General features: G+C 46.1%; 11 protein-coding genes and 1 other annotated feature. Of the genes, 1 reads left to right on the top strand and 10 read right to left on the bottom strand.

All coding sequences use genetic code 11. The features are described from left to right. From AF333_RS05870 to AF333_RS05840, 7 genes are all read right to left on the bottom strand, one after another. Nucleotides 1-2,664 (bottom strand): valine--tRNA ligase, encoded by a 2,664-nt coding sequence (locus tag AF333_RS05870; RefSeq protein ID WP_043067317.1) that lies wholly within the window; start codon nucleotides 2,662-2,664, stop codon nucleotides 1-3. Between the two features lie 60 nt (nucleotides 2,665-2,724). Continuing rightward, nucleotides 2,725-2,966: a binding site (T-box leader), on the bottom strand. A 64-nt stretch (nucleotides 2,967-3,030) separates the two neighbouring features. Continuing rightward, nucleotides 3,031-3,705: an ABC transporter ATP-binding protein gene (locus AF333_RS05865; protein WP_043067316.1), complete on the bottom strand. Its 675-nt coding sequence runs from the start codon at nucleotides 3,703-3,705 to the stop codon at nucleotides 3,031-3,033. Between the two features lie 2 nt (nucleotides 3,706-3,707). After that, nucleotides 3,708-4,913, bottom strand: a complete 1,206-nt coding sequence (locus tag AF333_RS05860; protein WP_043067315.1) for an ABC transporter permease — start codon at nucleotides 4,911-4,913, stop codon at nucleotides 3,708-3,710. 80 nt (nucleotides 4,914-4,993) lie between these two features. Beyond that, nucleotides 4,994-5,179: a hypothetical protein gene (locus AF333_RS05855; RefSeq protein WP_043067314.1), complete on the bottom strand. Its 186-nt coding sequence runs from the start codon at nucleotides 5,177-5,179 to the stop codon at nucleotides 4,994-4,996. A gap of 15 nt (nucleotides 5,180-5,194) precedes the next feature. Next, nucleotides 5,195-5,626, bottom strand: a complete 432-nt coding sequence (locus AF333_RS05850) for a c-type cytochrome (protein WP_052520289.1) — start codon at nucleotides 5,624-5,626, stop codon at nucleotides 5,195-5,197. Nucleotides 5,627-5,647: 21 nt separating this feature from the next. Beyond that, entirely contained in the window at nucleotides 5,648-6,139 is a 492-nt protein-coding gene (locus AF333_RS05845) for a cbb3-type cytochrome c oxidase subunit II (protein WP_052812232.1), read from the bottom strand. Between the two features lie 23 nt (nucleotides 6,140-6,162). Beyond that, a complete protein-coding gene (locus AF333_RS05840) occupies nucleotides 6,163-7,545 on the bottom strand; it encodes a cbb3-type cytochrome c oxidase subunit I (RefSeq protein ID WP_043067313.1) in 1,383 nt (460 codons plus the stop codon). Nucleotides 7,546-7,987: 442 nt separating this feature from the next. Between AF333_RS05840 and AF333_RS05835 the strand changes: the two genes are divergently transcribed. After that, complete coding sequence (locus AF333_RS05835; RefSeq protein WP_043067312.1) at nucleotides 7,988-8,170, top strand: hypothetical protein; 183 nt, start codon at nucleotides 7,988-7,990, stop codon at nucleotides 8,168-8,170. Nucleotides 8,171-8,200: 30 nt separating this feature from the next. Here the strand turns inward: AF333_RS05835 and AF333_RS05830 are convergent, their stop codons facing one another. The 3 genes from AF333_RS05830 to AF333_RS05820 are packed head-to-tail and all read right to left on the bottom strand — an operon-like array spanning nucleotide 8,201 to nucleotide 12,019. Beyond that, the gene (locus AF333_RS05830; RefSeq protein WP_043067311.1) at nucleotides 8,201-9,208 is read right to left on the bottom strand and encodes a phosphotransferase; all 1,008 of its coding nucleotides are present in this window, start codon (nucleotides 9,206-9,208) and stop codon (nucleotides 8,201-8,203) included. Beyond that, nucleotides 9,208-10,197, bottom strand: coding sequence for a hypothetical protein (locus AF333_RS05825; protein WP_043067310.1), 990 nt, complete (start codon nucleotides 10,195-10,197; stop codon nucleotides 9,208-9,210). Before AF333_RS05825 ends, AF333_RS05830 begins: the two co-directional genes overlap by 1 nt. A 19-nt stretch (nucleotides 10,198-10,216) precedes the next feature. Continuing rightward, nucleotides 10,217-12,019, bottom strand: a complete 1,803-nt coding sequence (locus tag AF333_RS05820) for a LysM peptidoglycan-binding domain-containing protein (protein ID WP_043067309.1) — start codon at nucleotides 12,017-12,019, stop codon at nucleotides 10,217-10,219. Nucleotides 12,020-12,134: the final 115 nt, after the last annotated feature.

Raw genomic sequence — 12,134 nt, 5'->3', positions numbered from 1 at the left:
TCACCCTTTAAGCTCTTCGATTCTTGCTTTTACTTTAGCTTGCTTCTCAAGATAGTCGGCTTCTTTCGCGCGTTCCTGCTCAATGACTTGTGCTGGCGCTTTTTCAACAAAGCCTTTATTAGACAGCTTCTTCTGAACTCGTTCTACCTCGCCATTAAGTGCTGCTAGCTCTTTTTCCAGACGGGCAATTTCTTGCTCAATGTCGATGAGGCCTGCGAGTGGCAGATATAGTTCTGCACCGCTGACAACCGCTGACATTGCCTTTTCTGGCGCCGCAATACCCGTGCCGATACTTAACACTTCCGGATTACAGAAGCGTTCAATATACGCCTTTCCGCTCTCAAGATACGACAGCATCTCTTCATCATTTGCTTTGATGAGCAATTCGATTTTCTTGCTCATTGGTACGTTCACTTCTGCTCGAATGTTACGTACGCTGCGGATTACGCTCATTAATAGCTCCATTTGTTTCACGGAAGGCTCATCTTCTAATTCCGGTTTTACTTCCGGCCAGGAGGCAACGATTAGGCTGTCACCTTCATGCGGCAGATGTTGCCAAATTTCTTCCGTAATGAACGGCATAAACGGATGCAGCAGGCGCATTGTCCGGTCGAGCACATATGCAAGTACTGAACGCGTTGTCTTCTTGGCTCCCTCGTCATCGCCGTATAACGGCAGCTTCGCTACCTCGATATACCAGTCGCACAACTCATCCCATACGAAGTTATAAAGTACACGACCAACTTCTCCGTATTCGAAGCTATCGAGTAGACGAGTCGTATCTTTCACCGTTTCATTCAGGCGATGCAAAATCCATTTGTCAGCAATACCAAGTTTCTCGCGGTTAATATCGATTTCTTCATAGCGGAAGCCTTCCATGTTCATTAGTGCAAAACGGGAAGCATTCCAAATTTTGTTCGCAAAGTTACGTGCGCTTTCGACACGCTCCCAGCGGAAACGCTGGTCATTTCCAGGGGTGCAGCCTGTCGCTAGCATATAGCGCATAGCATCAGCACCGTATTGTTCGATTACTTCCATCGGATCGACACCGTTGCCGAGCGATTTGGACATTTTGCGGCCTTCAGCATCACGCACTAGACCTGTAATTAATACGTGCTCAAACGGCTTTTGATCGGTAAATTCGAGCGCCGTGAAGATCATGCGTGCCACCCAGAAATAGATAATATCATACCCGGTTACAAGCACATCGGTCGGATAGAAATGCTTCATATCTTCCGTCTCATCCGGCCAGCCGAGTGTAGAGAACGGCCAAAGAGCGGAGCTGAACCATGTATCTAGCACGTCCGTATCTTGTGTTAGATTTTGGCTGGAGCATTTCGGGCATTGATGAATATCTTCACGGGATACAGTCATCTCACCGCAATCTTCGCAGTACCAGGCCGGAATACGATGTCCCCACCACAGCTGACGGGAGATACACCAGTCACGTACATTTTCAATCCAGTGCAGATAGATTTTCTCGAATCGATCCGGAACAAACTGGACGCCTTCTTTTGATTTTTGTGCTTCGATTGCACGCTCGGCCAATGGCCCCATTTTAACGAACCATTGCGTAGATAAATAAGGCTCCACAACCGCACCGCTGCGTTCACTGTGGCCTACGGAATGCATATGTTCTTCAATTTTGAAAAGGACTCCCTGCTCCTGTAGGTCATGTACGATATTTTTGCGGCATTCGAAGCGGTCCTGCCCCTGATAAATATTTGCGTTCTCATTCATTCTTCCAGATTCATCCATAACAAGCACTTGCGGCAGGCTGTGGCGCTGACCAAGTTCGAAGTCATTCGGATCGTGTGCTGGTGTAATCTTCACTGCACCACTTCCGAATTCACGATCAACATAATCATCAGCAACGATTGGAATCTCGCGGCCGACAATTGGAAGGATAACTGTCTTTCCAATTAAGTGTTGATAACGTTCATCTTCTGGATGTACTGCTACAGCCGTATCACCAAGCATCGTCTCCGGTCGCGTAGTCGCTACTTCAATATAGCCTGTGCCATCTTTCAACGGATAGCGCAGATGATACAACGCACCTTGTACATCCTTGTACTCTACTTCGATATCCGAGAGGGCTGTACGGGTAGCCGGGTCCCAGTTGATAATATATTTTCCGCGATAGATAAGTCCTTTCTCATATAGGCGAACAAATACTTCCCGTACTGCATCAGAGAGCCCTTCATCAAGTGTGAAGCGTTCACGGCTATAGTCGATCGATAAACCCATCTTCGTCCACTGTTCGCGGATGATATTCGCATAGTGTTCTTTCCATTCCCATACTTTCTCCACGAACTTCTCACGACCTAGGTCATGGCGTGAGATACCTTCTTCACGCAGTGTCCCTTCTACGCGCGCCTGCGTGGCGATACCCGCATGATCCATACCCGGGAGCCAGAGCGCATCATAGCCTTGCATTCTCTTAAAACGAATCATAATATCCTGCAGCGTATTGTTCAGCGCATGGCCAATGTGCAGGTTTCCTGTTACGTTCGGCGGCGGAATTACAATAGTAAACGGCGTTTTATCCGGGTTCCGCTCGGCTTTGAAGTAACCGTTGTCGCGCCAGAATGGGTACCATTTGGCTTCCGCCTGTTTCGGTTCGTATTTTGTTGGCATTTCTGATTGGTTTGGCTGATTGGACATACATATACCTCCGTAAAAAATACTTGCTTACTCCATAAATAAAAAAACTCCCCCGTCCTATCAAAGGACGAAGGAGTATATTCGCGGTACCACCTTTGTTAGCCTTGTTAAAGCGCGCATAACGTCGTAACAACAGGCTCACTTGTATCATGATAACGGGTGCGTCCCGGTCTGCCCTACTTCCTCGTTCAGGCAAACAGCTCAGAGGCTACCTTCTATCGGTACATCCATGCAAGCCTTCCACCTCCGGCCCGCTCTCTGGTATGGCATCCCAACATACTCTTCCTCTTCATTGCCGATATACATTGTTATTGTTTCTTATCCATTGTACCCAGTTCCAGAAGAAATAGTCAATATCCCTTTCCACTATTCCGGGTCCTGTTTCAGACGGCCATCCGCAAGCTCAATGATGCGGCCTGCTTCATCTGCCAGCTTCATGTCATGCGTAACCATAATTACCGTCTTCCCCTGGGCATTCCACTCTTTAAATAAACTTATGATTACACTAGCATTGTATGCATCAACCGCACCAGTCGGTTCATCCGCTAATATTACATCAGGCTTATTAATAAGCGCCCGGGCGAGCGCAACCCTACGCTGTTCACCCCCGCTTAATTGGTACGGAAGATTCTCGAGCTTATCCTTAAGCCCCACCCTCTCCAGTACTTCCTTGCCCCACTTTTCATCGCTGTTCTGGTACGTACGATGTACAGTTTTTGGAAGCAATACATTCTCCAGGGCATTAAGTGTCGGTATTAAGCTGGGAAACTGGAAGATGAATCCACAACGCTCCGCCCGAATACGAGTTCGTTCTCTATCTCGCAAGTCAGTTACATCTTTACCGTCAAAACGCACGACGCCTTCTGTCGGACGCTCCAATAATCCTGCCATCGCAAGAAACGTCGATTTGCCGCTGCCCGAAGGTCCGACAACAGCGACGAATTCACCTTCATGCACCGTTTCACTTATATCATGTAGCGCGTGCACTTTTCTCTCCCGGCCAATCTTGTATATTTTACAAATATGTTCAAGTGTAATCATCACTACTCGCCCTCCCGAATCGCTTCATAAGGCTGTAGCTTTAACGCGGACCGCACCGGGAAGAAGGCAGCTGCTATCGCAATGAGCGTCGTTACCGCAGTCGTTCCAAGTCCGATTAGAATCCCTGTCGACCAATCCGGAAATAGCATCGGTAGCTGCAACAGCTGCAGAATCAAAATGCGGTTGTCATATAGCGCTGCTCCAGCTGCGAGTGAACCGATAGATGCCCCAATAACAGAAGCGAAGCCTGCTTCCATCAGCAGCAAACGAAATGTAACGGCGCGTGAAGCCCCCATAGCCCGCAGCATACCGATCTCTTTCTGCCGCTCGCTAATAAGCGCAGTAAACATTGTCATCACTTGCAAAGCGCTCATAATCAGTACCAGACCAATCATCATATAGCTCATCATTTTTACCGGAAATACCTGCTTGTTCACCGTTTCCTGCAAGCCACTTCCTTTTACTACATCTACATTTAGATTCAATCGTTCGATTTGTCGTTTCACAAACTCTTCCATGCCCGGCTTGGTTTTAACAAGAACGATAGAGATGGAGCCTTCCGGGAAATCCAGCTTGTTCTTTTTATGATTAAGCTCACGCGCAGCATCCATCGTAATGAATAATGTCTTATCCGTCCCCATTCCTGTCGGAAAAATCATGTTCTTCAGCATGAAATCCTTGCCGAACAATGTGACCCATTCTTCCATAAATTCATTATCAAAATGATAAATATAATTCTTGCCGCCCGCTTCCGAACCAGCGATTAAATCATATTTTCCAATTTGCTTCTCAGTAGCTGTCCAATTCTTGAGCGTAAAATCAGTTTTCGGATCATAGGCAACAACCGGAAAATCACCGGATGTCTGACAGCATACAGTTGATACCGTTTCCAGATACAACTGCGGGGAAGCAATCTCTACTTCTCCGATAGTGCGTATCTTACCCACTACGCTTTCCGGCATGTAGAACTTAGTCGGCGTACCAGAAATAATCATATCACCTGCTTGTCCGCCAAATCCTTTGGGCACAACCATCAGGCCTGCACCGAGACGACTAGAGCTTGCGTCAATACTTCTTTCCATTGAAAACACAAAAAAATAACTTACAAACAAAATAAACGCCGTAATGGCGGCACTACCCGCGAGCAGAACAGTACGGGACATTTTTCGCTTTAAATTACGCCAGGCTACCGTAGAAAGCTTTTTCATTCTTCGTCTACCCTTCTAAGTCTTTCAGCATCTTTTTTCATTATAACAAAGTGCTAATAAACTTTACTGAGGTGTTTGTGTCAATCCCGCGACGTTAGAATCTTAATCATCATGAAGAAAAGCCCGCTAATAACCGTAAACCAAAGGATGTAATAAATAATCTGTACGCCGCTCAGCATGCCTATCCACCACTCTTTTCCGCATTTTTCCCTATTATAACTATCGGCAACACACAAAGCAAAAAAGACCAGATGAACGTTCACCATCTGGTCTTTGCTCTCTTACTTCAACGTCTTCAAGAACTCAACCATGGAATCTTGCTGATCTGGTGTCCAAGAAGCTCCAAGCGCCGGCATGCTGCCGCGCCCTTTAACCAATACTTCTTTGACTCCTTCCGGCTTCAGCTTATCCACTACCCCATGTAACGTTGGAGCTACACCGCCCATACCACCTTTAAAATCAGCACCATGACAAGCCAGACATTGGCTAGATAACCCCTTCCCAACCTCTGCACTCACGCCCTGCGCTGCTTCTCCGCCCGCCGGACGTTCATCGATTCCTTTTACAGTCAGTGCATACCCGACAGCCCAGATGGCGAGTACAGCATACACCACAATCAGGAAACGAGGGACTTTTCCATGGCCTTGCTTCATGCCCATTACTTCATCAAAGTGCTCTTCATGATGTTCATGGTTATTCTGTTTATCAGACATCTTGTCGCCTCCTTTTCCCGATTATTTTACCGGAGCCGGTTTCAGGCTCATCAAGTATGCGACAAGATTATTCAAATCTTCATCGCTCAAGTAATCGTATTTTGGCATAATGGAGCCTGGAACAATTTTTTGCGGATCTTTCAAGTGTTCCAGATTCCATTCTTTGCTTGTACGAGCGCCTACCCACATCAAATCTGGACCCGTACGATTCGAACCGAACAAGTGTGGACGATCATTAACATAATCGCCCGGCACGCTTACAGGACCAATGTTCATTGCCAGATCGGCCTTAACAGGGCGTACGACCTGCGTATGGCAAGTGTTACATCCGTTTGCAATATATACTTGACGCCCTTTCGCTTCCGGGGAATCCGGATCATACTTCCGCGCTTCCGCATTTGCGGTCGGCGTCATCATCTCTTTATCAAAGAACGGAAGGATGATTGTCGCGAACGTTCCCATCATAAAGAGCGCAATAGCAGCAAGGTAAATAGCTAACGCGTTTCTTTCCAAAGTTGTCCCCTCCTCGGGATAAATTAAGCGACTACACTTTCTTCGTCAGAAGCAAATTTCGTACCTACCTTCACAGTTTTCCAGAGGTTAAACACAAAGAAGAACTGACCAACAATCATCATCGTTCCGCCAACAGCTCGCCATACAATCAGCGATCGAACCGTATTAATCGTCTCCATGAACGGCGTACCTTCCATCCAGGCGAAACCTTGGATAACTCCTGCAATCCAGAGCGTAAAGGCAAACATCAAGAAACCAATAACAGAGAAATAATAGTGCCAATTCATTAAAGCTTTGCTATAAATATTGCGTCCCGTAAGACGTGGAATCGCATAATAAATCGTTACGAAGCAGACAAAAGAGAACGCAGCAAACGGAGCCATGTGCGCATGCCCTACAACCCAGTGCGTAAATTTAACAACCGCACTAACCTGCATCATTGCCTGGAAAGGTCCTTGCAGACATGCCATGAGATAAAAGATGGCGGCTGTAACGAGAAACTTCATGTTTACGTCTTCAGCTACTTTATGCCATACACCACGCATCGTACCAAATACATTCGCAAGCACAGTCCACACCGGAATAATTAGCAGAACGGAAGGAATGATACCCGCTTTCATCAGCCATACCGGAATCGGACCGTTCACCAGATGGTGAGGGCCATTCCACACATAAATCGTCGCGATGGTCCAAAAGCCGATAAGCGAAAGTTTATGACTGTATAACGGCTTGCCTGTCAACTTAGGCAACAGATAGTAAATCTGGCCGATACCTACCGTAGTGAACCACAAACCGAGTACGTTATGGCCATAGAACCAGTTCATGTTCGCTTGTGCAGCACCACCTACAATAGAAGACGGGATGTTACCGACCGTATATACGAGTGGTAACCAGATTAAAGAACCAACAAAATACCAAATAGAAACGTATAATTGCTTTTCCTGACGCTTTGCGATAGTCATGAAAAGATTAACCGACATCAATACACACAGAACAACAACCCCAAGATCTAGAACCAACGGCAGCTCGGCATATTCCACCCCAGATGAATATCCCATGCAGATAACAACAACAGCGGCCGCAATGGCCAAGTTCCAGATAAGGCAAGTCAGATTGCCTAATCTTTCACTCCACAGCGGTGTGCGCGTCAGCTTCGGAATCATGTAGAACATCGCGCCAACCATCGCCATCGACAACCACGCCAGCAAAATCCCATTGGTGTGAATGATACGAATGTGGGCGTATGTCAATGCGAAATTCAAAGCGTCCTGACCCTGAAAGTACAAGAAATTAGGGTCAATTTGCTTAATCGCCACAACAAGACCGGCCAGCATCGACACAATCAGCCAGAACAATGAGGTGTACCAGAAATTCTTCGCGGTACTGAATGGAGCATTACTTAACATGTTGTGAACCTCCCCCTTTAATGTTTAAGTAATATTTCGCCTTAAAAGACACTTACCGCTATAGCATTAAATTACCAAAATATGAAAAATATAAATTTAACACTATAGATGCAGTAATAACTTGACACTACATATAAAACAATGCGATAATAGTGTTAAGTTGTGCCCTGGCACCTATTAATTGCTACGCTTTTAGGATATATCGCCCATCTAATAGGGTCAATTATCATTTGTAGAGAAAGTTTGTCGACTTGGTGACAATTACCATAAACAAAAAGATAAGCCAAAAGAATGAGTTTTTTACAACTTATCCTTTTGGCTTATCTTTTTTGCAAGAATATTATCCTATAACGCACTTGTTTTGTCTAAGATTCTATTCACCCCTCCGCTTATGCCCGCGTATACTGACAGCAGACCCCCCTTTCAGAAAGGAGCCTCTGCGATGAAAGGACGCTGGCGATACCATCCGTTCTATGTAAAAGTCCGCTACGGCGCTTTGCAGCTTATTGTCCCATTTATTATCTTTCAATTCATCCGCACTCTTCTTTTTCCCACTTCTTTTGATGTCGTTCTACTAACGCTGCTCGCCCTGTTGTATGCTGCCATTCTATGCGATTGGATATAGAAGTAAGCCGCAACCCGGTCCGGCTGCGGCTTACTTTTGTTTGATAGCCAAAGCAAACTGATGCATTTCTGAAAGCAGCCGAAGGTGCTTTTGCCACGTTTGCGTCCATTGTTGTACGTTGTGTTCACGGTCCCCTTCCGCGGTATTCAAATAGGTACGCGCCACATGAGCAAGGCGTTCAGGAAACAACAAATAGCAGGATAATAGCAAACGTTCCTCCTCTGTCAATGGATTCTCTTCTTCATATGCGGCCAACCACTTTCGCCCCCTTCTTATACTCCACTCACAACGAGGAGCATAGCGTCGGAAGAAAATCGCCAAATCCCGCACAGGCGTATCGAGGTTAGCCCGCTCAAAACGGGTAATATAAAAGGCACCGGTCGCTCCGACAATAATGTTACGGCGGTGGATGCGTCCATGACATAAGGCACGCATAAGATGCCTTCCTTCCAGTCGTACAGCCGCCTCTGATAACTCTTGGACAGCATATTCCGCAAAATGAAGAACCTGTTCGATACTTCTCTTCACCATTTTCTCGAAGACCTCCGCACCATGGTTCTGTTCCGCTACTTCTGCTATTAAAGTAATCTGGGCTATACTATTCTTCCATCGCTGTCTAATCTGCTCAAGCGATACCGGTGCATATCCTCGCCACCTTACTTGCGCCTGGATGCTTACCTGATGGATGCGCCCCACTTCACTCAACACCTTAGCTTCCCATTCCGGTACGTGCCAAATGGCTTCCGTCTCATCTATCCACGGTTGCAGAGTATACATCCCGTACTTTGTGGCAATATACGGTTCTCCATATTTCGTGACACAGAAAGGAACCACGCTTTTAACACCCTGAGTGTATAAATAATGAAGCCAAGAAGCGACAAAATACAATTGCGTCGGATGCTCACCTGTCTTCTCCAATAGAAACACACCATTGTTTGTCTCTATTCTCCACCGATTCTTTTCCATTTCATCTATCCCGTATAAATATAAATCATAATCATGCAACAAATGCTTTACCTGCCACTCCACCAGTTCCATTATCCGGAATCCTCCTCGTACAAGGCCCGTATCTTCGTGACACACTGAAGCACCTTTTCACGCTGGCCTTGTAGCTGAAATCCGGCCGTAATACGCTTCCTCTCTCCCGGTGAATATGAGAGGCTCTCAAGGCCAGAAAGAATAGGAAGCGGATAGCAGAGAAGCGCCAGCAGGTAACTCTTCTCCGAAACAGGTATCCGGCGTACATTGGCATAAGCGGACAGAAATTGGTTCACACCTTCCGTACCGCTCAATTCATGGATTTGTTCGAGTAGCGCAACCGTATCCTCATGGCGCGGAACAAGAACCGGATTGTGTAAACCTGTAATATACCAGCATGGCTCCCAATATACGAGAGAAGAAAGGGGGAGATGCGCAAACGAAAGCGGGGTTCTGTCATTTTCTACCCCGCTTACTTCGTATAGCGCCTCCGCCTTCCGCACCCTTTCCACAACACGGGAAAGGTTATACAGCAGCCAGTTATCCTTCGTGTCTCTCTGCCTGCTTTCTATTTCTTTTGTAATGGTATGCAAATGACGATAGCTGCTTTTTAACCTTGTCTCATTTAGTGTCCCTTTTTTGCGATAACGTCCCCGGTACACTTCTTCTACACTATCAAAGCATAGATGGATATAGGCTAGTAATTCCCCGAACGTTCGGTATCCCTCCATTTGAAGCTCATTACGCTTCGACCAGCCATAATCCTGTTCCCAGTAATCCGACAAGGCATACGAGCCTGTGGAATCGGAAACCCAGTGTTCACCCTGTCCGTTCACTAAATATCGTTCTACGTGCCTAAAGCCCTGATTAACCAAATACTCTCGCCAGCTGTGTGACCAGCGGATCAGGTTTTCGTCCTGACAATAAATGATTCTCTTTCTACCGCGGTCAGTCAGCACATACCATCCATTCTCTTCATGCCTAACCTCGCGAATCGTAAAGGGGTAGCCGTCCAGATGATTGCGCAGCCTTTCCTCCTGCAGATTCATCTTTCTTCCCCCTTAGACCTTAAGATTTCACCGGGATATATAACACTTGCCCTTTAGCTACTGTAGCGTTCGTATGCAAGCCGTTTGCCATCGCAATATCGGCAGGACTCACGTTGTATTTGTCAGCGATGCCGTCAAGCGTCTCATCCTGCTGAGCAATGCACATTTTCAAACGCGTAAACTCTTCTTTTTCCTGTCTCATGAAGGAGGTTAAATATAATGCCCCTTCTTTTTTTTCCGTTTCGTTGCGCTCATTGTCTTCACTTTCTTCCATCTCTTCCTCACGTTCGGGCACTTCTTCTGCCTCTGTCTGCTTTGCAGTCGGAGTCGCCTCTCGTTGAGCATAGGAAGATAACAGGGAAGTTGTGACTGTTACCGGGTCCCGCTTCGTTCCCTTCAATGTTATGGAAACTTTCGCTTCTTCCTTTTCTTCTTCTGGTAAAGCTTCGTCTAAAGCTTCGTTTACAGTCGTCTGCCGTTCGTTTTCTTCCGTTTCTTCTGTTCCTTTAGCTTGATTTTGCGGCTCCTCCTGCTCTATTTCCTCTTGCCTTTCGACCGCCCTCGTCTGTCCTTCCTGTAGTTGCCTTGACTCTGTAGTTACCTGCTGTACATGCATCGATTCTTCTTCTTTCTTCTCCTTCTGCGGCTGTGATGATTCTTCTTTCGCTTTCGGCGGCTCAATCTGTGGTTCACTCACTTCTTCAGCTTTCACTTGTTCAGTCTGCGGCTTATCCGCTTCTTCGACTTTTGCTTGCTCAATCTGTGACTTATCCGCTTCTTCGGCTTTCACCTGTTCAGTCTGCGGCTTATCCGCTTCTTCGGCTTTCACCTGTTCAATCTGCGGCTTATCCGCTTCTTCGGCTTTCACCTGTTCAATCTGTGGCTTATCCACTTCTTTGACTGTTGCTTGCTCAATCTGTGGCTTATTCGCTTCTTCGGCTTTCACCTGTTCAATCTGTGGCTTATCCACTTCTTTGACTGTTGCTTGCTCAATCTGTGGCTCATTCACTTCTTCGTTTTGTTGCTCTATCTCTGCTTTTATCAACGATATTTCAGACTTTGTCTCCGTTTCCTGTATTTCCGTTGTTTCCTCTTCTGAAGCAGAAGCGTCGGAATCTGGAGTCTGTTTAAATGTAATCGGTTCAATATTCGGTTGCTCTTCGATGTAGTCCTCTACTTCCATTTCTGTTTCTAGTTCCGTTTCCCCTAATCTTGCTTCCTCTGTTGCTTCCTCTGTTGCTTCCTCTGTTGTTTGCTCAGCTTCTTCTTCATCCTCTTGTTTAGAAGCTACATATTCAAATAGCCGAGGAAGTTCAGTAACATGTTTCTCTTTCGGCTGCGTTGGCACTTCGCTTCTTACCCCGTTCAATGCTAATTCCGCCATAATCGCAAGCTTACGAGCTGATTGGACATCGTAATCAAAGGAAGTAATAGAAGCGTAGATTTGTCCCACATCTTCAATTTTGCTACGTGCAATGCAGATATGGACAGGTATTTTCTCTGTAAAGGGCGTTAGCTCGTTCTCTGTTTCAAAATCATCCGGGTCCATGGCGAATGGATTAAAGACAACACTGTCAACATAGCCCGTAACTTTGACTTCTGGATCATCAAGCGAAATATCGGGAAATCTCGGAGGCTTGCCTGCATATTTTCCTTCGAGCATCAAATATCCAGATACAATAACCTCTTCGGTCGTCTCTTTGATCTGAATATGCGGTGTCAATTCTATCTCATCAATTTGCTCAATCTCGCTTTGGTCAGGTGAAATAAAAACGGAGTGCTGCACAGGAAATGTCAAAATGGCTTCTTGATTGTCCTGCATGCTGAAGAAATCCTCCCTCCTCTAATAACTTTCTTTAAAATATATAGGGAGAAAAAAGAGGATATGCTTATTTTAGCGTAAAGTTTTTATTTTCTATAAAAAGAATGGTGTTTCT

This window comes from Aneurinibacillus migulanus (assembly GCF_001274715.1).
GTDB lineage: Bacteria > Bacillota > Bacilli > Aneurinibacillales > Aneurinibacillaceae > Aneurinibacillus > Aneurinibacillus migulanus.
The sequence above is the reverse complement of the archived record's forward strand: the minus strand, read 5'-3'. Positions and strand labels throughout refer to the sequence as shown.

Coding starts and splice junctions, on each gene's coding strand:
- AF333_RS05820 (WP_043067309.1), bottom strand. CDS start 12,019: ATGCAGGACAATCAAGAAGCCATTTTGACATTTCCTGTGCAGCACTCC.
- AF333_RS05865 (WP_043067316.1), bottom strand. CDS start 3,705: ATGATTACACTTGAACATATTTGTAAAATATACAAGATTGGCCGGGAG.
- AF333_RS05855 (WP_043067314.1), bottom strand. CDS start 5,179: ATGGTGAACGTTCATCTGGTCTTTTTTGCTTTGTGTGTTGCCGATAGT.
- AF333_RS05850 (WP_052520289.1), bottom strand. CDS start 5,626: ATGTCTGATAAACAGAATAACCATGAACATCATGAAGAGCACTTTGAT.
- AF333_RS05830 (WP_043067311.1), bottom strand. CDS start 9,208: ATGGAACTGGTGGAGTGGCAGGTAAAGCATTTGTTGCATGATTATGAT.
- AF333_RS05860 (WP_043067315.1), bottom strand. CDS start 4,913: ATGAAAAAGCTTTCTACGGTAGCCTGGCGTAATTTAAAGCGAAAAATG.
- AF333_RS05840 (WP_043067313.1), bottom strand. CDS start 7,545: ATGTTAAGTAATGCTCCATTCAGTACCGCGAAGAATTTCTGGTACACC.
- AF333_RS05870 (WP_043067317.1), bottom strand. CDS start 2,664: ATGTCCAATCAGCCAAACCAATCAGAAATGCCAACAAAATACGAACCG.
- AF333_RS05825 (WP_043067310.1), bottom strand. CDS start 10,197: ATGAATCTGCAGGAGGAAAGGCTGCGCAATCATCTGGACGGCTACCCC.
- AF333_RS05835 (WP_043067312.1), top strand. CDS start 7,988: ATGAAAGGACGCTGGCGATACCATCCGTTCTATGTAAAAGTCCGCTAC.